We start from the raw sequence: 20144 nt of genomic DNA on the forward strand, positions 1-20144 counted from the left end.
TGCCGAATCCGGCTCCGGGGGGCCTACTCCGGTTAACGCCGCACCGCAGTCCGGGCACCGCACATCTCCGCGCATGGGAGAACAATGCTCCCTTCAGGTCACCGTTCGCATGCGCCGCCCTACTCAGGCGCCCCTGAGCACAACTACCTACCGAGCCAACCGTCCCGGAGCACCGAGGTGTGGTCCGCGTAGAAGTCCTCCAGATGGAAATCCGGCAACGTCCGGTCGATGTCGTCCATCGACCCGACAGCTCAATCGGCTTATTGGTCGCGGACCGGAATCGGCTCAGCTAGCGCAGCGCGCCCGGGAGGCGCGGGGAAGGGGTCGGCGAAGTACTGGGTCTCGTGCGTGACGAGACCATCGGTGATCTCCATGACGCTGAGCGAGTATGTGGGCACGCCGTCATAGGTGATCACACACTCGCTCACCCAAAGGTCGCCGCCGCCCAGGATCCGGCGGATGGTGAAGTGGCGTTCGGCCGGGTGCCCGCCGCGTTGCGCTTGGATCCTTGACCGGCCCCTGAAGCGCTCGCCCGACTGCGGGTAGTCCAGGATCGCGTCTGCGGCGTAGATCGCGTGCTCAGCGTCGACGTCCCCGCGTTCGGATGCCTCCCAGTGCTGCTGGAGCCGAGCCCGGATATCGGCTTCAGGATCACTTGCGCTGTTCACCCGTCAGCCCCTCATGACCAGAAGGAATGTCGCTGGCTCGCACGACAGATTTTACCCGAGGGTTCTCGCGCAGCTCGGGACCGCGGTAGCCGAAATCAACGGGACTCCTCAGATTGAACAGGACGCAACAGCGGCAGATCTCCACAGCGGATGGCCGGGCAGGGACGGATGCTGCACAGTGACTGGGACCGCTACGACACCCGCCACACCGTCTTCCGGCCGGCCCGGATGACCCCCGGAGAGCTGGAGGAAGGCTACTGGCGGGCGTACCGGGACTTCTACCGGTGGAGATCGATATGGCAGGGAGCGCGTGTCAAGCCGACGCTGCGGGGGCGCGCCCGGCACGTGGCGTACTCCGGAGGCTGGAAGAAGTTCGAGCCGCTGTGGGACCTGGTGATCCGCGCCGGTCGGGTCGGGAGGACCCTGCCGCTACTCGATGCGGTCCTGTCACGTCCCGCGCCCACCGCACGATCGCGAGGTACGACGAGATCCGCAGCGGTTGAGGAACCGGGCGCCGCGTAGGCCGGAACGAGATCAGGACGTCATCTGGATGTCTTGCAGTCACATTGCGAGCGGCTAATGGGTCGCGAGAGGGCCGGAGACCCTTTGGAACACTGCCCGAGCGAAGCGAGGCCCATTTCGGGGAGCGTGCCGGCCAGTCCGGAGTGCGTGGGCTCCGGAACGGCCGGGGACGTCAGCCCAGGCCCAGGAGGATCTTGATAGACCGATCGCGAAGTAGACCACGAAGAGGGCCGTCACAACCCAGAGCAGAGGGTGGACCCCGCCGGTCTGTTCGGTCGAACGGCTGGATCAACTCGCCTGGCGGTGTGGCTCGAATTGGACGTTGAGCCGCATCTCCAGCGCCTCTGCCAGGCGTTCGAGCATCGGGATGGTGGGCATGGTGCCGCCCGCCTCGAACCGTGCGACCGCTGGCTGCTTGAGTCCTGTGCGCCGGGCCAACTCCGCCTGGGTCAGCCCCAGTTCCTCGCGGCGAAGCCGGACAGCTTCCCCCAGCTCGAAGCGAATCCGGGCAGACTCGTAAGCGGCTCCGGCACCTGGACGGTTCATGATCTCGGTTCGCTTGTCGGCCCACGCCTTGCGCTCGCCCATCTCGCTCACTCCGCATCTGCCGTGTGCGCCTCTGCGACGCATCGCCGCATGGCCCGCCACGCTCTGTCGATCTCGGCAGTCTCACGCATCCGCTGCTTTCGGAACACCGTCAGCAGGATGATCCGCCTACCGGATGCGATCCAATAGCTGATGCGGACCGCCTCCCGGTCAAGATGGAACCCAGGCGACGACGGCCACCGTAGTGATCCGAATGAAGCAGATCGCGAGGAGGGCCGTGACCACTCAGAGCAGGGGACGAACCTCGCGGGCCTTGCCCTTGACGAGCTTGATCAGGACGTACGTGACGAACCCGGCACCGATTCCGTTGCTGATGGACCAGGTGAACCGGGGTAGGGGACGTCCAGTTGATCGCTGATCTCGGGACAGCCTGGCGGCTCCACGATGTCAACGCCGATGGGCGCCACAGTCCCCACCTTCACGTCAGGCATGTAGCCGCCGGACACCATCGCGGACGGATTCGGGCTGGGCAGGACCCACTCCTTCCGCATCTCCTCCAGGAGCGACTCCTGCAGCGCAAGGAACTCCGCATCCGTGAGTGGTCGCACTCGGCAAGCCAGTGGGGCGGCGGTGCTGAGTGTCGGCACAGCCGCCAATGCCAAGATCAGCAGGAAGGCCATACTCCGCCTCTTCACGCACCGTCACTCCCACCCGCTCACCACCGCAACCAGCGAAATCAGCAGCATGCAGCATCTTGATCGCCAATGGAAGAGCGCCAGTGCGCTGATCGGCTCGAAACGACCCCACCGGACAGGAGACCGCCACGAAGCTCACTTCCGTAAACCACATGACGGTCTCCGCGGATCCCTAACGGAGGCCAGAAAGGACCTCAGGACAGGCCGAGCAGGATCTTGATGGGGCCGATCGCGAAGTAGATCACGAAGAGGGCGGTCACGACCCAGAGCAGGGGGTGGACCTCGCGGGCCTTGCCCTTGACGAGCTTGATCAGGACGTACGTGATGAAGCCCGCGCCGATGCCGTTCGAGATGGACCCATCGAATGCATGACATGGAAACCCCCGCCGTGTCGGCGGTCGTACAGAGTTGGACATCGTCCCTGACCCGCTCGTTTGGGCTCTGTACGCCCGCGAGTCCCTGGATGCCGAGGGAGAGGCGGAGCAGGTAGAGAACCAGCTCGACGACCTCCGTACCTTCGCTGCCGAGATCGGCGGAAGGATCAGCAAGGAGTACGCCGAGAACGACACCTCGGCGTTCAAGAAGGTGCGGGTCCGCCTCGAAGACGGCACCGTCGCGTTCCGCGTCGTACGGCCCGTCTGGGACGATCTCTTACGCGAGTTACGCAGAGGTACGTACAACGCGCTCGCCCTCCCGAACATCGATCGAGGCATGCGCGACCCCCGCGATCTGGAAGACCTCATCGATCTTGTCGAGCACTTCGGCGTGCTAGTCGTCGGTATGACGGGTTACCTCGACCTCACCACCGATGCGGGCATCGCCATGGCGCGCAACGAGGTCAACCAACGCAACCTCGAATCGCGGAACCTGTCCCGCAGGATCACGACGGGCAAGCGTCGCGCCGCACTGAAGGGGCGTGCCATGGGCGGCCGGCTACGCCCCTTCGGCTGGGAAGCGAACAAGCTCGACATCAACCCTGACGAAGCTGAGCTGATCAGGGAAGCGACCAAACGCATCATCGCCGGAGTCAAGGCCCGAACGGTCGCCCGGGAGTGGACCGAACAGGGCATCCCCACCGTGGCGGGAGGCCAATGGACCACGCGCACCATCGAACAGATCTTCACCAACCCTCGCCTCTGCGGTCTCCAGACCTACAAGGGCGAGATCCTCAATGACAAGGACGGTCAGCCGGTACGAGGCTTATGGCAACCGATCATTACCGATGATGAGCACAACACCCTCGTCCAGATACTCAAGGTCTACAGCCGCGACAACCCCCGTGACGGTCGCGGCCACCCCACCAAGTACCTGCTCTCCCCCTTCGTCCGCTGCGGCAAGTGCAACAGCCGCATGCGCGGCGGCATGCGCCCCGGCGCGAACGGCACCAAAACCCCCATCTACGCCTGTCGGGACAAGACAGAGGGAGGATGCGGCGGCTGCGCTCGCATCGCAGAGAAGGTCGATGAGTACATCACGGCCCTCGTGATCGCAGACCATCAACGCGCCCAGCTCCGTGAGATCGGCGAGTTTCCAGAGTGGGACAGGCAGGGCGACCTTGACGAGGTGAGGGAACAGCTCCAAGAGATCACGACGGCTTACAAGGAACGGCGGATCAAGGGAAGTCGATACTTCACGCTGTTGGAAGAGTTGGAGGCCGAGGAACGCAGACTCGAAGCTGACCAGCGCAGACACCAGACAGCACGCGTTCGGCGTACTGAGAGAGTCGCCGACCTCGCCGAGAAGTGGAAGGATCCCAGCTTCACCCTGGACCAGCGGCAAGCCGCGATCGCCCAGAGCCTCCAAGCCGTGGTGATCTACCCCACGCGCCCCGGACAGCGACAGTTCGATCCGAATCTGATCGAACCGATCTGGAAAGAAGATCGCGGCCCACGGAACTGACAGCGGCCGGCGCCCGCCGGTCGGCGGCCGACCGTGGAGCTCAGCTCGACTTGCCGACCTTGACGACGACCACGTTGTTCGCCGCCACGCCGTCCGGGCAGGTGACGTCGCTTACGGTGACCGCGGGGTCCGGTGCTGGTCTCCCGGAGAGTCTGACGCAGGCCGCGGCCCCCATCTGGACATAGTCGAGGCCACCACCTGCCGAGGCCCCCGACGTGAGGACCATGTCGGCATGAACGGTCCCATCCGGTTCCGGCTCCATGGCGAAGATGGCCCCGCTGTAGGGTGTGCCGTCGCGCCGCCCGAAATCGTGTTCGAGCGCCTCCATGGTCTTGTCCGGGGAGAGCCGGCCGGATTTCCAGCCCTCCCGCAGGAGACCGATCATCCGCGTCCTGGCCCCGTCGACCTCGTGTCGGGCACCTTCAGCGGCAAGGCGGGTGACCCGTTCGCGAGGCGACTCGAAAGCGCAGGCCGGAGCTGTGACGGCGAGCAAGAGACCCACCGTCACAGCCAGGCCGGGCAGTTTGAGTCGTGTCAACTAGAATCCGGGCGCCAAGGTGACCGCGTTCATCGTCTGAGTGTACAGACGGGCGCCCATCTCCAAGTTGGGATGGAACGACTGGGCGGACTTGCCGGGCAGGTTCCACCCGCCGGGCAACGCCGGGTCGTCACCGGGGGTGAGGTCGGTGACCATGTCGTGGAGGCCCTCATTTCCATCTCCGGTGCATGCTCCGTGCTCACCGTTGAGGCCGAAGTAGGGCCGGGGGTCGCCCACCTTCAAGCTGATCCCCGCCAGCGCGGGATCGTTGGGCAGCGCCATTGGTTTCAGAGGCCGTCGTCTTCATCGGGTTCCAGTTGGTAGATACGAGCAACGCGTCGTGCCCACTCGTGCGATCGCGGCGGCGCGTTCTTCAGTTGCTCCTGCGCCCACTCTTCCGGTGACGGAATCCGTCGCTTCTCGGGTCTTGTCGTTGGGGCATCACCTCCCTCCCTTGTTACGGTTGGTGATCGTCCACGCGTTCGTCCATGGACGCGTTCGCTGCCCTTACGTGCAGGCGCGCGCGTGGACGTGGACGTGGACGATTACGGACTGTCAGGAGTCGGAACGTCAGGGATGGCGCGCCACCGTCCCCGGCTGGTCTGTTCGGCACGCCCAGCGCGAGCATGCTCGTTGATCCGGTAGTAGACCCATGAGCGCCCCATGCCGGAGTCCCGCATGAGATCTTCCAGGGTCGCCCCCTGAGCGGGAGCATCGCGGAGGGCTGCCCATAGGAGCGCCTCAGCGGCATAGGGCGCCTCTTGACGGGCGTGCCTGCCGTTGAGTACCGGGTCGGTCTCCGGGGGCTCTGTCGGCGGTTGCTGGTCAGCCGGCACGGCATCAAGCGCGGCCACGGATACGGCATCGAGGGTCGGCCGGTGCGGCGCGTAGTGCCTTGCCGCCTGCTGAACCGTGTCGTCACGGATCAGGTAGGTGCGAGCGCGACGGGGGATGTCGTGTTCGGGCGCACTGACCAGGAACTTGCCGGGCGCGTTAAGGGTGTGGGAGTGCCAACCGGCTTTGAGCATGCCCTGGCCGAGGATCAGATCAACGTCACGCCGTTCCCGAACGCGGAACGAGATCCGTACGTCCATCTGCGAGCGGACCGCGCCGTGGCCCATGGCCTTCTGGGAGGGGCGTTGCGTCGCGGCTACGAGTGTGACCGCGACGGCGCGCCCGCGTCTGGCGACAGAGTCGGCGTGCCGGATGGCTTCCGGTGCCTCGTCGACGAGTTCGGCGTACTCGTCGATCAGGATGACCAGGGCGGGAGCGTCAGGACGTGGTTGCCAGATCCGTAGGCCTTGCTGGGCGAGCATGTCAGCCCGACCATCCAAGACGGCTACCGCGTCGCGCAGCAGCGTTTCGGCCTCTTGGGGGGTGGTGGCCAGGCGATCGAGGCAGGATGCCCACGGGAGGAGTTCCATCCCTCGTTTGAGGTCGATTCCCCAAATGACCACGTCCGGGCAGGCGGACAGGTCGCCAAGGATGACGTTGACTCCGCCGCTCTTGCCCGCGCCGGCCACGCCTCCGACAAGCGCGTGACGCCTTAGCAGGGAGACCCGTACGGGACTACCGTCCTCGAATAGGCCCAGCTTGACGGGTTGCGTGATGGAGGTCACGGAGGGGCCAGGCCAGGCGATCGCGTCGGCGTGCGGGTCGGTCTCGATGACACGCAATTCCAGGCGGTTGGCGCGTTCGGGGACTGGTTGAACTCGTACCGCGCCGCGTCGTGTTCCTAGGGCCGACTCCAGAGCGGGCAGCTTGGCGACGGCGTCCTCTACCGTCTGACCGCGTGCCAGAGCGACCCTGGCGCGGTATCCCCACAGATCGACGATCGCCGATTGGATGCGTGAGCCGGTAAGCCCGACAGCGTGGGAGATCTCCGGCCAGGCGGCGAGCGTGCGTTCCACGCGTACCCGAGCACGACGCCGGCGATGCGCCCACCACGGGAGGCCAGCGACCAGCCCCCCGATGATGAGCGTGGCCGGAAGCGGCGCGGTGAACGGGCCTACGGCCGTGGCGGTAGCCGTCCATCCGCCGATGAGCATGACGGTTGCGGCCGCGTAGCCGCGTTCCACGGGTCGAGTCAGGTTGACCCATCGGCCGTACAAGGCCAGCGCCCACGCTGCCAGTCCGGTGAGGATCAGGACGGTTGGCCACCAGGTGGGATAGGCCGTGTGCAGGATCTTCCCGCCCGTGAGGGCGAGAAGCATCGCGGTCAGGGGGGCGAGTTCGGAGCGGTAACGCCACATCGCGCGAGCGATGGTCACGAGGGCGATGGGTGCGAACTCCAGATCATCGGAGAGCACCATCATGGGCTCGATACCGTCGCGACGCATCCGGCGGGCGTTGCGGCGCAACCGGTGCCGCGAGTGGCGATGCCTCACCATCTGGCCTCACCTTGCCTCGCGTAATCGGCGTGCTGTGCGGTGAGTTCGTCGCGCAGGTAGAACAGCGAATCGGTTTCGCCGTCGTGGTGAGCGCTCAAGGTCGCGCGAGCTGCGGCGATCAGGTCGGCGCGCCTGCGGCGAGTGCGCGCGAGTTCAGTACGGAGCTTGGCGATCTCCGCAGCCAGGGAAAGCGTGTCGTCCAGCGCGGTCGTGACGTGCTGCCAGATATCGGCCAGGGTCAGGGTGGTGGAAGAGAAGGCGTTGATGAGCTGACGAGCGGTGCGGTTACGGGCGATGACCTCCTGAAGAGCCGGGTCGGGATAAGGGTTGGTGTAGGGCACTAGGCATCCCTCCTTAGGTCGGGGAACAGGGTCAGGAGCCGGTGAGCCAGCTCAGGGCGGCGCTCACCAGACGGCGGATGTCAGGGGCGACGGCGGTAGCGGCCAGGAAGAAGCCGAACAACAGGCATGTGATCGCCTGCCACAGCCTCAGGCCGAGGTAGCGCCAGGCCACCAGCACGGCCACTCCCAGAAGCACCACCAGGGGAACCGATACCGTCAACGGGTCACCTCCTCTCGACTTGCCTCATGTAGCGGGGGATCCGGTCAGGGGTTGGCGGTCAGATGCCGTCGTGGTGCGCCTTGCGGCGGTGCCAGCGGGCACGGGCGCGGCACTTGCGGCATCGGCCGGTACCGGGGTCAGTGATGGCGCCACAGGGGCAACGGCGGCCGAACAGTCGAGGGATACGCAACGGGGTTCACCTCCTCACGTCGTGAAAGCTGGGGGCGGTGTCGTGGCAGTGGCGGACGTGGACGCCGACAAGGCGACGGGTCGCGCCGTCGAGGGAGGTACGCGGTCCGCCGGCGAGGCTCATGCGGCGGTCCTGCCTGCGGATGCTGGCGGTCAACGCGATGAACGCCACCAGCACGACAGCGGCCAGGAACAGCGCGAGGAACACGATGATCAAGCAGATGTCCACGGTCACGCCCCCTCGTGAAGGTCAGGGACGACCGCGCCGGAGTAGGACATCAGGGCCTCGTAACGAGCACGCGCACCGGCCAGGATCGCGACCGCCCCGTACTCCACGGGACCGAAGCGCACGGCGGTGCGGTGGTGGCCGTAGGCGATGCCCTCGGGGTCGATGGTCGAGCCGATGAGGCCAGCCAAGCGCTCGACCTCAGCGCGCATGTCCGCGTCGGTACCGCGCGGGACGAACACTGTGGCGGCCACGTCGCGCGGAGCGGTCACCGCGGGGCGGCTTTCCAAGAAGTCCGCAAGCGCTCGGAGTCCGGTGATCAGGCGGGGGCGGTGTTCATGGTCGGGGTATGCCATCGGGATCACTTCCTTCGGCCGGGGGGGAACCTTGCGATAGCGAAGGTAGGTTCGGCGGAAGGGGTGACCCCATCACGAGATGAGATCTTGCGATGAGATCAACTGGATCTGGTGGTGAGATAAATGCCTGGTAGATGCCACTTCAGACATGAGAAAGCCCCCGACAGAGCCGAGGAATGAGGCGCCTTGTAGACGCTGCGGCTCTGCCGGGGGCAGCTTGGGACACTACGGCGCGTGGCTGAACGTCTCCGGGTCAGACAGAATCGTCAGCGAGGCACCGCATCCTGCTATCGAGATGGCGGGCACGCCTGGCCGAACAGTTCCAAGAACTCAATGACCTTCTCGCGTGCCCTCTCATGGGCGGCTTGCTCGGTGGGGAGCCTTTCGATCGCTTGTGCCCCCTTGGGACCGGGCAGCTTGCAGTGCAGTTCCATCGGCCGGCACAGCACGTCCAAGGTGAAGGCACGCACGCCACCGACCATGCCGTGTTTGAATGCGTTGATCTTCGGCGACTGGACCCAGATGATCTCAAACTCAGCCACGGAGGGACTCGTTGTCGATGTCGGTCGCCCTCTGGACAGGGGCATTTGTCACGGGTGACGGCGAATGGTCGGTGGCCATTTCCCGATAGCGTTCGGCTACTCGCCGTGCTGCCGTGGTGGGAGCGTCGGCGGGACAGCAGGTGTAGACCCTTCGTCCGGTGCGCTCGGAGAGGCGTCCCGTCCACCAGCGGTAATGCAGCCCTTTGGGTCCGTACTCGCACCACACGACCAGGCCGTACCGGAGCGATAGCGCTCCCACCTGGTCGCCTGGATGAGGGTCAGCGGTGATCCCGTGGCTCTCCAGCTCTCGGCACAGCCGTAGCACGGCTGACGCGACAGGGGAGCGCTGAACGGTGACCATCCTGATCACGGCTTCTTCCCCACGCCACCAAGCACCCACACGGGTACGTCAGGGTGATCGCTGGGGTACACCGGGTCGAAGTCGTCCGGTCGCCACTCGTTCAGCCGTACCAGGCCGGGCTCTACCAGCGTGGTTCCGGCGAAGAACGGCAACACCCGGTCGCGGTCACGGAAGGCGATCTCGGCAGCGGTGTAGCCATGGGAGGCCTCGATCATGGCCGGAGTCGGTTCCAGGTGCGAGATCGCCACGTATGAGCCGGATGCCAGCGAGTCAGTCAGGGTGCCGACGATCCGGTACGGGTCGTGCTCGCCACCATCGGGGAAGAAGTGCAGGATCGCGAACAACAGGACGGCGATCGGCTGGGAGAAGTCCAGTAGCGTACTGGCCTGCCCTAGGATCGCACCGGACTCCCGGAGGTCACCGCCGACTGCGTGTGTGGTGGGGTTGGTGGCCAGCAAAGCGTCTGCATGGGCCAGCACTAACGGGTCGTTGTCCACGTAGACCACTCGGGCATCTGGCGTGACCGCCTGAGCCACTTCGTGCACGTTCTGCCGTGTCGGTAGACCTGACCCGATGTCGAGGAACTGTCGAATACCCGCCTCCTGCGCCAAGTAGCGGACTACACGCCTGAGAAACGTCCGGTTCGCTACGGCAAGCCGAGGGACGTACGGCGCGATCTCGATGACCCTCGCGGCTACCTGTCGGTCAACGGGAAAGTGGTCCTTGCCACCGAGGAAACAGTCATAGATCCGGGCGATATTGGGCTGAGAGGGGTCATAAACCGGCTTCATGACCCTGCTCACGCTAGGCGGCTCGATCGGATGCGTGGCACTCCCCCTTTGGGAGGCCGCTCTCAGTTCGATTCCAGCGCTCCGCAACCTCTCGATTGCGGTCCGTATCGACGTATTCACGAAGCAATCACGGCTCTGCACCTCCTGTGATCGGCGAGCCGCACATCTCTCTGCGAGTCCCCGGCCCTGACCTGCGTCTTGCCTTGACGGGAGGGTTTCAAGCAAAGGCGTTCGGGCTAATCTCACCGTGATATCTCACGATGTGATGGACTTAGAGATCTGCGAACTTCTTTACAGGCGAGCTGCCAAAGGGACGGAACGCACGCCATGGCGATGGATCAGCGAAACGTCAGAGAGATCCTTGATGGCGTTTTTGCACGTCAAGACATGGATGACGTATGCCGGCGGCGTGACGTCGGGGGCATCATCCGCATCCTCGGCAAGTACGGAGTCACTCAAGGGCAGATCGCCAGTCTTACAGGAATCGCCCAGGGGCGCATAAGCGAGTACAAGACAGGCAAGCGCATCCCGACCGCTAAGTCTACATTTGAGGCGTTCGCTGATGGCTTGGGCATGCCTGCGCACTTACGTCACTCTTTGGGGCTTTCCCCAAAGAGTGACGGCAACGGCGCGGACGGTGCGCAGCTCATCAGCGGCGAATTTCAAATCCCTACAGACACGTTCGACTTGCAGCTTCTAGCGGAGGAAGTCGGGAAGCGGGGTGACGCGTTGAAGCGACGCGAACTACTCGGCATGATTGCGCGCCTCGGTGCCACTACAGCACTCGCACAAAATGAGGTCTGGGAACGACTCTCGTATGCCTTGGCCAAACCAAGTGCCATAGACGAAGCGATCGTTCGGGAGATGGAAGCTAGATCAGCGGGATTCCATCGCCTCGAAGAAATCATGTCGGCAGGCTCTATCTACAAAGGACTTGCTCTCCACCTCAAAGAGGTTGGGACCATTCTCAACGGCACGACCACCGACCCGAAAGACGAGCTAAGGCGGCGTCTGATCGTCGTAGCGGCCGAAAGTAGCGTGCTGGCCGGCTGGATCGCCAGCGACATGGGAAGCCCTACGACCGCGCGCAACTTCTATAGCACTGCGGAAAGAGCCGCTAAAGAGGCGAACGACCCCAGCATCGTTGCGTGCGCCTACGCGTACCGTAGCTACATCCCGAGCGCTAAGGGCTCTCATGGGCGAGCTAGGGCATTGCTAGCAAGCGCCTTGGAGGTACTTCCGCCTTCTGCTTCGCCAGGCACGATGTCATGGCTCGCTGCGCGACATGCAGAGGAGAGCGCGGCTCTTGGCGACAAAGAGAGCGCTATTCACTCATGGGCGCGTGCCGAAGAAGCCTTCAGCATCTCGGACCCCGAAGAAGATCGAGTCTGGACACGGTTTCTCGATCAAGACCGCTTCGACTCGTTCCGTATTGCCACCTATTCGCGAATGGGAAGATTGAACGAGGCAGAAGAGATGGCGCACGCCGTCATCGCACGACTTCCTCATGTGGAGAGGAAGAGAGCCGCGATCATCCTGGCCGATATCGCTACAGCGCACCTCGTTCAAGGTTCCATTGATGCAGCGGCGAAGCTCGCAAGAGATGGCCTCGCAGCAGTCAGAGAGACCGAATACGCTATCTGGCTCCCGAGGTTCGAGGTACTGGCAGAATCCCTAAGACGCTGGCACACTCAGCCGATGGTCCGAGCGTTCATGGAAGATCTGGCTATGACGAAGCGCCAGTTCTCTTCGTCTCAGCGCTGATCCAGGCCAAGTACTCGGTACTGCCAGCCACAATCTCAGTCGCTATGATTTCCGGCGTAACGTAGCTGTGGTTTTCCTTGATGTGCTTCTCAAGAGCCGGAAATAGAGCCGCAGTCGTCTTGATAAGTAGCTGCCACTCTTGCGCGTCCTCCAGGGTTCCTTGCCACCAGTACACGGACCTGATCGGTCCGATGATCTGAGTGCATGCAGCGAGCCGGCTCTCCGTAATGCTCCGCGCCAGCTTTGCCGCTTCGTCCATGCTCGGCACTGTCGTCAAGACTTGGAAGTACTTCACCATTACACGCTCCTACGTGCACAAGCTCTATCGATTTTCGTGTTGGCTCATATGCGTTGGTCATCTGTCGTAAAATTTGGGTGAGATCTCCTCGGCCTCGTCCTCCAATCGACCCAGCCTGCTTGGAGCAGATCGCCTTCGGACCTCTGTAATTCTCTATCAAGGATGCAACTATTCTAGCGCGTGAGCAGAACGGATGGCAGGATCAGCTCCTCGTTACCTCTGTGTCTCCGGCCGTTCCGCTCACGCTCGCGGCATGACCCCGGCAGCTAGCCCTCCATTACAGAGCCTGCCCGACGAGAAGATGAACCCACCCCAACCGGGAGAGACGAGATCGGGCATTAGCTAGCTAGTGATCACAAGCCTGAAGTACCCTTCCCGCGTGACCAATGAATCAGCCGTGGCCCGCGTTACCGCGCACTATCCGCCTGCGGAGATCAGCCCAGGCGAATTCGAGGAGTTCGTCACGGAGCTTCTAGGCTCGGCACAGCAGTTCGTGACCGACCTGAAGATTACCCTGCACGAGAAAATCGAGGGGATAGACGGTACCTACGACTTCGACGCTACAGTGCGATATACCTTCGCCGGCATGTCGTTTCTGTTGCTCGTTGAAGCGAAGCGACACAAGAACCCCATCAAGCGAGAACTCATTCAGATTCTCTACCAGAAAGTGCAAAGCGTGGGCGGCCATAAGGGTGTCATGTTTTCGACGGCCCCCTACCAGCGCGGTGCCCTGGAGTTTGCTAGAAAACACGGCATCGCACTGGCAACTGTTACCGAGGGTCGGTTTACTTACGAGACCAAGTCCTGGAATAAGCCTCCACCATTGTCCCGAGAGGCTGCGGCCCGCCTTGGCTTCCCAACTTTCGTGGGGCACCACTATGGGATAGGTAGCGAGCCAAATTCCACGTCTCTTACGCTGCTTTCGCCTGAATACCCTGAATACGTTGCCGACCTGCTGTTCGACTGCTCGATAGCTGAGGAAATGTAAAGGCGCCAATCAAGAGAAGGGGTGCACTCGGTGGACCAACAGGAGGGCCTATGTGGCCTCATGGTCATCCCCAAGATTTCCGAGTCGAGTCAGCGGGGAGAGTTCAACCTGTTTCACACTCTGGACGAAAGGGTGTATAGGAGTTACTTGACGGCCTACAACCGTGTAGATCGGGCAATTAACAGAGGACTTGAGATCTATGCGCAAGAGTCGCTAGTGCAGTTCGAGTCGCGTCTGGCCTCCATAGAGAACCTGATGAAGGAAGTGTATTTAGGGGTGACGCGAGCGAATGCTGAATACTGGCAGCGCTCCGTCATATGCAGCGCCCTAACGTTCGCAGCTTCCCTTCATATTCATCAAGAGCGAAGCATGGCACAGGCTAAACGGCTTCATGGCGCCGAATCAGATGAGTGGCTAAGGCTTAAGCGTCTCTTCAATCGGGAGTACGACTCGTATGCCGGATATCGCCTTACATATCGTCTTAGAAACGTGATGATCCACCACTCCGTAGAGTGTGTGGGGCTGCACTTGTCGGCTCAAGAGGAACGGTCATCCGGGGGTATAGTTCTTGCTGACCGGTACTCTGCTACTGCACGTCTGGTTCGAGAGCAATGTGTTGCCACAGATAAAAAATATCTTAGCGCTGCAATCCGCAAGGAGTTGGTGGCCATGGACGATGATCCTGATTTGCTCCCGCTTTTCCGTGATGCGCTTGCTTCCATCCATCGGATATCAAGAGACGGATTCGGAATACTCAACCCTGACCTAGATGCAGATCTGGCTAGGCTGTGCGACTTGGACTTGCTTTTCGGGGATAGGATTGAAGGCCGGGCTTTGGCCAGAATGGTGCTTCTTGATGCAACACCGCCTCGGAGATTGTCGATGCCTCATACTGTTCTAAATCCTGAGATCTTCTTGTATGCGAAAGAGGTTTACGGATTAAAGCAAACCTCTTGAAACTTTCAGTCGAATATAATCCTGCATCGGAATTCGCAGGCAGAAAGGCTCCCCGTGGTGGCGCGGCCATGACTTCAATGCTCATGAAGTGGCCGCCATGGTGATCAAGCTCGATACACCATGACGGCCCCAGAACGATCGTCAGCCGAGGTTGAGAAGGATCTTGATCGGGCCAATCGCGAAGTAGATCACGAAGAGTGCCGTGACCACCCACAGCAGGGGGTGGACCTCGCGGGCCTTGCCCTTCACCAGCTTGATCAGGACGTACGTGATGAACCCACTACCTATTCCGGTAGAGATTGACCAGGTGAACCGGGGTAGTGGGCACCCGATCAATCGCTGATGTCGGGACAGCCTGGCGGCGCGAGGACCTCGACACCCATGGGCGGCACGAACCCCACCTTCACGCCATCGGGCATGTATATATCGCTGCCGGACACCATCCCGGAAGGAATCGGACTGGGCAGGACTCCCTCTTTCTGCATCTCCTGTATGAACCGCTCCTGGGCCACAAGATAGTCCGGCTCTTTGAATGGCCGCACTCGGCAATCCAATGGGGCAGCGGTGCTGAGTGCCGGCACCGCCGCCAACGCCACGATCAGCAACAAGGCCACGCTCCGCCTCTTCACACGCCGTCACTCCCAACTGCTCACCACCGCGACCTCGGAGTCAGCAGCATGCAGCATCTTGATCATCATTGGAAGAGCGCCAGTGCGCTGAACGGTTCGAAACGGCGCCACTGAGCAGGAAGAGACCGCCACGAAGTCCACCTCCGTGTACCGCGTGGCGGCCTCCGACGTGGATCCCAGCGAAGACCAGGGAAGACCAGTTGATCAGGACAGGCCGAGGAGGACCTTGATGGGACCGATCGCGAAGTAGATCACGAAGAGGGCCGTGACCACCCACAGCAGGGGGTGAACCTCGCGGGCCTTACCCTTCACCATCTTGATCAGGACGTACGTGATGAACCCACTACCTATTCCGGTAGAGATTGAGTAGGTGAAGGGCATCAGGACGATGGTGAGGAAGGCGGGGATGGCGATCTCGTAGTCGTTGAAGTCGATGTCCCTGATGGCGGTCATCATCAGGAAGCCGACCACGACCAGGGCGGGCGCCGCGGCCTCGTAGGGGACGATGTCGACCAGCGGCGACAGGAAGACCGCCAGCAGGAAGAGGATCCCGGTGACCACGCTGGCGAAGCCCGTGCGGGCGCCCTCGCCGACCCCGGCCGCCGACTCGATGTAGGTGGTGTTCGAGGAGGTCGACGCCGCGCCGCCGGCCGCGGCCGCGATCGAGTCGACCAGCAGGATCTCCCGCGTACGGGGCAGCGTGCCGTCCTCGGCGACCAGACCGGCCTGGCGGCCGACGCCCACGACCGTGCCCATCGTGTCGAAGAAGTCCGTGATGAGCAGGGTGAACACCAGAAGCACGGCCAGCACCACGCTGACCTTGCTGAACGAGCCGAACAGGCTGAACTGGCCGATCAGGCTGAGGTCGGGCGACCCGACGATCTTCTCGGGGAAGGTCGGGACGACCAGGCTCCAGCCCAGCGGGTTCTTGCCGCCGTTGGACGGGCCGACCTTGGCGACCGCCTCGACGATGACCGCCAGGATGGTCGTGCCGACGATGCCGAGGAGGATCGCCCCCTTGACCTTGCGGGCGACCAGCAGCACGGTGAGCAGCAGGCCGATCACGAAGACGAAGATGGGCCAGCTGGTCAGCGCGCCGCCGATGCCGAGTTCGAGCGGCGTCCCCGCGGCCTTGCGGACGAACCCTGAGTCGACGAAGCCGATCAACGCGATGAACAGGCCGATGCCCACGCTGATCGCGGTCTTCAGCTGGTTCGGAATCGCGTGGAACACGGCCGTGCGGAACCCCGTCAGCACCAGGATCGTGATGACGATGCCTTCCAGCACGATCAGGCCCATCGCGTCTTCCCACGACATGCTGGAGGCGATGCCGAAGGCGACGAACGCGTTCAGGCCGAGGCCGGCGGCCAGGGCGAAGGGCACCCTGGCGACGACGCCCATGAGGATCGTCAGGATCCCCGCCGTCAGCGCGGTGGCCGCGGCGATCATGGCGTAGTTGGGGGCGCTTCCGTCACCGAGGTACTGGCCGTCCGCGTCCTTGACTCCGCCCATGATCAGCGGGTTCAGGACGACGATGTACGCCATCGTGAAGAAGGTGGCCAAGCCGCCACGGATCTCACGGTTGAGCGTGGACTGTCGCTCGGAGATGTGGAAAAAGCGGTCAAGCCAGCCGACAAGGCCCGTCGGCTGGGATGTGGGGGCAGTTATCTCGCTCACGCGGGCAGATTGTCAGGCGATATCACAGTCGGGAAGACCCCTGAGGCGCTCGTGGTCCGAATGAGACCAACTTGTGTACGGTTCGGATCCTGCAGGAGGTTACCCGACCCGAGCGGCACCGTCAGAAACGTTCTCGCCTAGGCTGGAGTGCGTGAACGAGCCGCGCCCCCCGGATCCCGCCCCGTTGGAGACCAACGACACCGCGACCATCCTCGCGGGCACGGGCCTGTGGGTGGTGGCGCTCATCGCGCTCCTGATCATGAACCCCTCGCCCGACCACCGTTGGTGGATCTGGACGTGCGTGGCCGGCATCGCGTTCGGGCTCTTCGGCTGCTGGTTCGTACGGCGCCGTGACCGGCGTGGCGGCGGTGGCGACCCGTCGAGCGCCGGCGAGCAGAAGGACGAGTCCGTCCGGTCGTGAGCCGACCGGCGACGCGGCACAGGGCAGCCCCTGTGCCGCGGGCCAGCGGTCAGCTGTCGAGGTCGGCCTCGGCCAGGAGCAGGGGCACGGCCTCCGGGTCGCGCAGCAGGGCGGCGACCGCGAGCCGGTCTCCCCACTGGCCGCTCGCCCAGGCCAGGCCCCTGGCCAGCCCTTCGACCCCGGCGGCGTGGACGGCGCCCTCGAAGAAGCGCCACTGCACCTTGACGCCGTCGACCTCCAGATCGGCGTGCTCGACGTAGCTCGCCGGGGCCGAGGGCAGCAGCGAGCGCACCTGGGCGGGCACCGGCCGCTCCTGCCCGGACGAGGTGACCTCCCCGGTGACCTCCTCGCCGATGACGGGCAGGTCGAGCAGCTCCGACAGCGCCTCGGCGAGGTCGAAGGGGGCGAGCACGAGCGGACGCGAGGCGACCAGCGGCAGCAGGTCGGGCGCCTCGACCACGACCGGCCCGCCCGTGGCGACCAGGCCCTCGACCACGGCGTGGCCGTTGCCGCCGATGGGATGGCCGTCCTCGGCGTCCGCGACGACGATCTCGCCGTTCAGCACCGCCCGTACGGCCGTGGGGGGCGCCACACGCGAGGGCTCCACCGCGGCCAGCGCGATCCACAGTGCCCGTAGCTGGGCCCGGTCGACCTCCAGCGAGGGATCGGCCAGCAGGTCGAGCAGCTCGTCGGGCCCGCCGTGCGAGGCGAGGAGCTCGGCGAGCGTCGTCCGCACGCCGATCATCGCCAGCGCCGTCTCGTCGACGCCCTCAGGCGCGTCGCCGTACAGGCCGTACAGCAGGGGATCTCCCGTGGCCAGGCGCAGCGCCGTCGGGCGCTTGCCGCCGAGCACGGGGTGGTGCGACAGCCACCAGGAGGTGTACGACGGAGCCTCGGCGATCTCGCCGTTGACCAGCGCGCGAAGCGGCTGGAGCGCGGCACGCAGCGGCGGCCGGGACAGCAGGGCCAGGGCGTGCGGCCAGTCGGCGACGTACTCCAGGTCGCGGATCGCGGTGAACTCCCGCGCGACCGGGGGGACGCCGGCCTCGGGCAGCACGTCCAGCACGGCTTCGAGCCACTCGTCCTCGGCGTCGAGGTCGTGGTCGCACTCGTCGGGGTCGAGCAGCACGTCGGAGTCGTTGACCACGGCGAAGCCGTCGAGCACGCCCGCCGCCGACAGGACGCGCGAGCCGTATCGCTCGACGAGGTCGGGGGCGGCGACGCCGAACGGCACATCCTGGTCGATGAGCTTGGCCAGGGAGCCCTCGCCCAGCAGCAGCTCGCCCGCAGGGTACAGCTCGCCGTCGGCTCCGCGCAGCGCCAGCGCCGACAGCCAGGGAGCCTCCCCCGCCGTCAGCCCCGCCGCGTCGACCAGCGCCAGCACGGCCTGGGCCACCGGCTCGGGGTCGGCGCTGTCGAGCGACTCGGAGACGGTCGCGCGGGTGAGCGGGTCCTCAAGGACGCTCCTCGGGCTGGCCTCGGCCGCGCCCAGCCGCAGCAGCAGGGAGTGGGCGGCCTCCGGGTGCACGACGCGCAGCCCGAGCGGGCCGAGCAACGCCGGGTCCAGGGACGAGCCGTCGGTGAGCAGGAGGGTGCCGCGCGGACCGCGCACGAGACGCCCGTCGGCCAGCGGGACCGGAACGGCGCCGAGGGCCTCACGGTCGTCGCCGGGCACCACGTCGTACAGCGAGTGCCACCAGGCGGCGGTCTTGTCGTCGACGGCGTCGCCCGACAGCATGTCGACGACGTCGGACAGCTCCACGCGGGTGACCCCGAGGGTGGTGAGGGCGGGATGCCTCGACGCCCACCCGGCGGGCAGCAGGCCGGGCACCATGTCGGCGATCATGGTCAGGAACTCGGCCGGGCCCGCGACCACGGAGGCCTCGCGGCCGGACACGACGAACGACCCATCGGCGTCCGCGTCCTGGGAGCCATCGGGAACGTCGGCGGGCGGGGATATCGCGGGCAGCAGGGGCGTGTCGGGAAGCCGGCGCAGGATGGCCCGGCGGATGGCGGCGTCCAGCTCGCCCTTGCCCATCAGGCCCGGCACCAGGTCGAGCAGGCGGGGAGTCTTCGGCAGCGACCTGAGCAGGTCGAGGTAGGTCTCGGCGGCCCGCTCGATCAGGAAGTCGGCCAGCGGCCCCGGGGCCACGTGCCGCCGGTCGGTGGCCAGCGGGAAGCTCGCGATGAGCAGCGCGGGCAGGTCCAGGGGCTCGTCGCTCGGGGTCGGCGCGTGCACGACGGGGGCGACGTCCTTGGGGAGGCGTCCGTGGTCGGCGGGCACGGCCCAGCGGACCAGCCAGTAAGGCCGGTTGCGCTCCTCGGTGGGCCGGTCGGCGAACAGCTCGGCCACCTGCTCGGCCGTGAAGCTCCCGGACTCCTCCACCACCTGCCAGTCGCCGGCCATGACCGTGCGGACCTCGCCGTCGATCTCGATCTCGATCGTGGTGAGCGCCGGCATGGCCAGGGGCAGCGCCGGGCCGGTCTCGTCGAGCATCTGCCGTACGGCCTGCTCGACGGCCTTGTCACGCAGCGGCAGGCGTACGACGGTGTCGAAGCCGGCCGGCACGTCCACCGGCCCGGCCTCGAACGGCAGGCGCAGCAGCGGCACGTGCCCGCCACGGGTGGCGAGCTCCGCGGCCAGCGCGGGCTCGGCGGCGACGAGCGCGGCGGTCTCGGACCGCGACCAGCGGACGGCCCCGGTCGCGCGCGAGGCGATCAGCGGCTCGTCGCAGACCGACACGACGGCCGCGAAACCCACGCCGAACCGGCCGATCGAGCCGACCTCGTCGCGCTTTCCCGACACGCGGAGCGTGGCCAGCCCCTCGACGCCGGTCGCGTCCAGGGGGGCGCCGGTGTTGGCGGCGCTCAGGACGCCGTTCTCCAGGGTGAGCCGGAGCCGGCCGGGGACACCGGTGCGCAGGGCCGCGTCGGCGGCGTTCTGCGCCAGCTCGACGATCAGGCGGTCGCGGTAACCGCCGAGGGCGAAGTCCTCCTCGGCGTTGGCGTCCTCACGGAACCTCGCGGGCGAGGCCGTCCAGGCGGCGAGGACGGTGGTGCGCATGCGTTCGGTGCCAAAGATGTCAGTCACCAGTCATGTCCCAAGGGTGGAGGAGGTGGGCCGGC

General features: G+C 65.0%; 23 protein-coding genes. 6 read left to right on the forward strand and 17 right to left on the reverse strand.

The features are described from left to right. Positions 1-260 precede the first annotated feature (260 nt). Positions 261-668 carry a nuclear transport factor 2 family protein gene (locus OG589_RS33950; protein ID WP_285704993.1) on the reverse strand — a complete coding sequence of 136 codons (408 nt, stop codon included), beginning with the start codon at positions 666-668 and terminating at the stop codon, positions 261-263. Positions 669-836: 168 nt separating this feature from the next. Between OG589_RS33950 and OG589_RS33955 the strand changes: the two genes are divergently transcribed. Then, positions 837-1190: a hypothetical protein gene (locus tag OG589_RS33955; protein WP_405142231.1), complete on the forward strand. Its 354-nt coding sequence runs from the start codon at positions 837-839 to the stop codon at positions 1188-1190. A 288-nt stretch (positions 1191-1478) separates the two neighbouring features. On the opposite strand, the gene OG589_RS33960 is transcribed toward OG589_RS33955, so the two are convergent. The 3 genes from OG589_RS33960 to OG589_RS33970 form a co-directional block, all read right to left on the reverse strand. After that, positions 1479-1778 carry a helix-turn-helix domain-containing protein gene (locus OG589_RS33960; protein ID WP_405142232.1) on the reverse strand — a complete coding sequence of 100 codons (300 nt, stop codon included), beginning with the start codon at positions 1776-1778 and terminating at the stop codon, positions 1479-1481. A gap of 290 nt (positions 1779-2068) precedes the next feature. Continuing rightward, entirely contained in the window at positions 2069-2416 is a 348-nt protein-coding gene (locus OG589_RS33965; RefSeq protein ID WP_405142233.1) for a hypothetical protein, read from the reverse strand. 209 nt (positions 2417-2625) lie between these two features. Next, positions 2626-2847, reverse strand: a complete 222-nt coding sequence (locus tag OG589_RS33970; RefSeq protein WP_405142234.1) for a hypothetical protein — start codon at positions 2845-2847, stop codon at positions 2626-2628. On the opposite strand from OG589_RS33970, the gene OG589_RS33975 reads away from it, so the two are divergent. Next, the gene (locus OG589_RS33975; RefSeq protein ID WP_405142235.1) at positions 2840-4330 is read left to right on the forward strand and encodes a recombinase family protein; all 1491 of its coding nucleotides are present in this window, start codon (positions 2840-2842) and stop codon (positions 4328-4330) included. The genes OG589_RS33970 and OG589_RS33975 overlap by 8 nt on opposite strands. Before the next feature lie 40 nt (positions 4331-4370). Here OG589_RS33975 and OG589_RS33980 read toward each other — a convergent pair whose 3' ends face one another. The 9 genes from OG589_RS33980 to OG589_RS34020 all read right to left on the reverse strand — a co-directional run bounded on the left by OG589_RS33980 (position 4371) and on the right by OG589_RS34020 (position 10296). After that, positions 4371-4715, reverse strand: a complete 345-nt coding sequence (locus OG589_RS33980) for a hypothetical protein (protein WP_405142236.1) — start codon at positions 4713-4715, stop codon at positions 4371-4373. Positions 4716-4868: 153 nt separating this feature from the next. Further along, complete coding sequence (locus OG589_RS33985) at positions 4869-5150, reverse strand: hypothetical protein (RefSeq protein WP_405142237.1); 282 nt, start codon at positions 5148-5150, stop codon at positions 4869-4871. 263 nt (positions 5151-5413) lie between these two features. Next, positions 5414-7258 carry a cell division protein FtsK gene (locus OG589_RS33990; protein ID WP_405142238.1) on the reverse strand — a complete coding sequence of 615 codons (1845 nt, stop codon included), beginning with the start codon at positions 7256-7258 and terminating at the stop codon, positions 5414-5416. After that, the gene (locus OG589_RS33995; RefSeq protein WP_405142239.1) at positions 7252-7599 is read right to left on the reverse strand and encodes a hypothetical protein; all 348 of its coding nucleotides are present in this window, start codon (positions 7597-7599) and stop codon (positions 7252-7254) included. Before OG589_RS33995 ends, OG589_RS33990 begins: the two co-directional genes overlap by 7 nt. A 31-nt stretch (positions 7600-7630) precedes the next feature. Next, complete coding sequence (locus OG589_RS34000) at positions 7631-7819, reverse strand: hypothetical protein (RefSeq protein ID WP_405142240.1); 189 nt, start codon at positions 7817-7819, stop codon at positions 7631-7633. Between the two features lie 196 nt (positions 7820-8015). After that, positions 8016-8243 (reverse strand): hypothetical protein, encoded by a 228-nt coding sequence (locus tag OG589_RS34005; protein WP_405142241.1) that lies wholly within the window; start codon positions 8241-8243, stop codon positions 8016-8018. Then, a complete protein-coding gene (locus OG589_RS34010; RefSeq protein ID WP_405142242.1) occupies positions 8240-8590 on the reverse strand; it encodes a hypothetical protein in 351 nt (116 codons plus the stop codon). Before OG589_RS34010 ends, OG589_RS34005 begins: the two co-directional genes overlap by 4 nt. Positions 8591-8877: 287 nt before the next feature. Continuing rightward, complete coding sequence (locus OG589_RS34015) at positions 8878-9132, reverse strand: hypothetical protein (RefSeq protein ID WP_405142243.1); 255 nt, start codon at positions 9130-9132, stop codon at positions 8878-8880. Between the two features lie 366 nt (positions 9133-9498). Then, complete coding sequence (locus OG589_RS34020; protein WP_405142245.1) at positions 9499-10296, reverse strand: SAM-dependent methyltransferase; 798 nt, start codon at positions 10294-10296, stop codon at positions 9499-9501. Positions 10297-10611: 315 nt separating this feature from the next. On the opposite strand from OG589_RS34020, the gene OG589_RS34025 reads away from it, so the two are divergent. Beyond that, positions 10612-12048 (forward strand): helix-turn-helix domain-containing protein, encoded by a 1437-nt coding sequence (locus OG589_RS34025; protein WP_405142246.1) that lies wholly within the window; start codon positions 10612-10614, stop codon positions 12046-12048. Here OG589_RS34025 and cutA read toward each other — a convergent pair. Next, a complete protein-coding gene (gene cutA / locus OG589_RS34030; RefSeq protein ID WP_405142248.1) occupies positions 12011-12346 on the reverse strand; it encodes a divalent-cation tolerance protein CutA in 336 nt (111 codons plus the stop codon). The two genes, OG589_RS34025 and cutA, sit on opposite strands and share 38 nt — an antisense overlap. Positions 12347-12725: 379 nt before the next feature. Here cutA and OG589_RS34035 point away from each other — a divergent pair, with 379 nt between their 5' ends. Continuing rightward, a complete protein-coding gene (locus OG589_RS34035) occupies positions 12726-13334 on the forward strand; it encodes a restriction endonuclease (protein WP_405142250.1) in 609 nt (202 codons plus the stop codon). Between the two features lie 147 nt (positions 13335-13481). After that, complete coding sequence (locus tag OG589_RS34040) at positions 13482-14291, forward strand: hypothetical protein (protein ID WP_405142251.1); 810 nt, start codon at positions 13482-13484, stop codon at positions 14289-14291. A 332-nt stretch (positions 14292-14623) separates the two neighbouring features. On the opposite strand, the gene OG589_RS34045 is transcribed toward OG589_RS34040, so the two are convergent. Further along, positions 14624-14905, reverse strand: a complete 282-nt coding sequence (locus OG589_RS34045; RefSeq protein WP_405142253.1) for a hypothetical protein — start codon at positions 14903-14905, stop codon at positions 14624-14626. A 219-nt stretch (positions 14906-15124) separates the two neighbouring features. Continuing rightward, the gene (locus tag OG589_RS34050; RefSeq protein ID WP_405142255.1) at positions 15125-16597 is read right to left on the reverse strand and encodes an NCS2 family permease; all 1473 of its coding nucleotides are present in this window, start codon (positions 16595-16597) and stop codon (positions 15125-15127) included. A gap of 151 nt (positions 16598-16748) precedes the next feature. Here OG589_RS34050 and OG589_RS34055 point away from each other — a divergent pair, with 151 nt between their 5' ends. Next, positions 16749-17018 carry a DUF2530 domain-containing protein gene (locus OG589_RS34055; RefSeq protein WP_405142256.1) on the forward strand — a complete coding sequence of 90 codons (270 nt, stop codon included), beginning with the start codon at positions 16749-16751 and terminating at the stop codon, positions 17016-17018. 49 nt (positions 17019-17067) lie between these two features. On the opposite strand, the gene OG589_RS34060 is transcribed toward OG589_RS34055, so the two are convergent. Then, positions 17068-20109 carry a sacsin N-terminal ATP-binding-like domain-containing protein gene (locus OG589_RS34060; protein WP_405142257.1) on the reverse strand — a complete coding sequence of 1014 codons (3042 nt, stop codon included), beginning with the start codon at positions 20107-20109 and terminating at the stop codon, positions 17068-17070. Between the last annotated feature and the right edge of the window lie 35 nt (positions 20110-20144).

The sequence above is a fragment of the Sphaerisporangium sp. NBC_01403 genome (assembly GCF_045040145.1).
Taxonomy (GTDB): Bacteria; Actinomycetota; Actinomycetes; order Streptosporangiales; family Streptosporangiaceae; genus Sphaerisporangium; species Sphaerisporangium viridialbum.

Bases quoted from the DNA above. Each gene is read 5' to 3' on its own strand.
- OG589_RS33965 (WP_405142233.1), bottom strand. From the start codon at position 2,416: ATGGCCTTCCTGCTGATCTTGGCATTGGCGGCTGTGCCGACACTCAGC.
- OG589_RS33980 (WP_405142236.1), bottom strand. From the start codon at position 4,715: ATGATCGGTCTCCTGCGGGAGGGCTGGAAATCCGGCCGGCTCTCCCCG.
- OG589_RS34025 (WP_405142246.1), top strand. From the start codon at position 10,612: ATGGCGATGGATCAGCGAAACGTCAGAGAGATCCTTGATGGCGTTTTT.
- OG589_RS33970 (WP_405142234.1), bottom strand. From the start codon at position 2,847: ATGTCCAACTCTGTACGACCGCCGACACGGCGGGGGTTTCCATGTCAT.
- OG589_RS33955 (WP_405142231.1), top strand. From the start codon at position 837: ATGCTGCACAGTGACTGGGACCGCTACGACACCCGCCACACCGTCTTC.
- OG589_RS33960 (WP_405142232.1), bottom strand. From the start codon at position 1,778: ATGGGCGAGCGCAAGGCGTGGGCCGACAAGCGAACCGAGATCATGAAC.
- cutA (WP_405142248.1), bottom strand. From the start codon at position 12,346: ATGGTGAAGTACTTCCAAGTCTTGACGACAGTGCCGAGCATGGACGAA.
- OG589_RS33985 (WP_405142237.1), bottom strand. From the start codon at position 5,150: ATGGCGCTGCCCAACGATCCCGCGCTGGCGGGGATCAGCTTGAAGGTG.
- OG589_RS33990 (WP_405142238.1), bottom strand. From the start codon at position 7,258: ATGGTGAGGCATCGCCACTCGCGGCACCGGTTGCGCCGCAACGCCCGC.
- OG589_RS34010 (WP_405142242.1), bottom strand. From the start codon at position 8,590: ATGGCATACCCCGACCATGAACACCGCCCCCGCCTGATCACCGGACTC.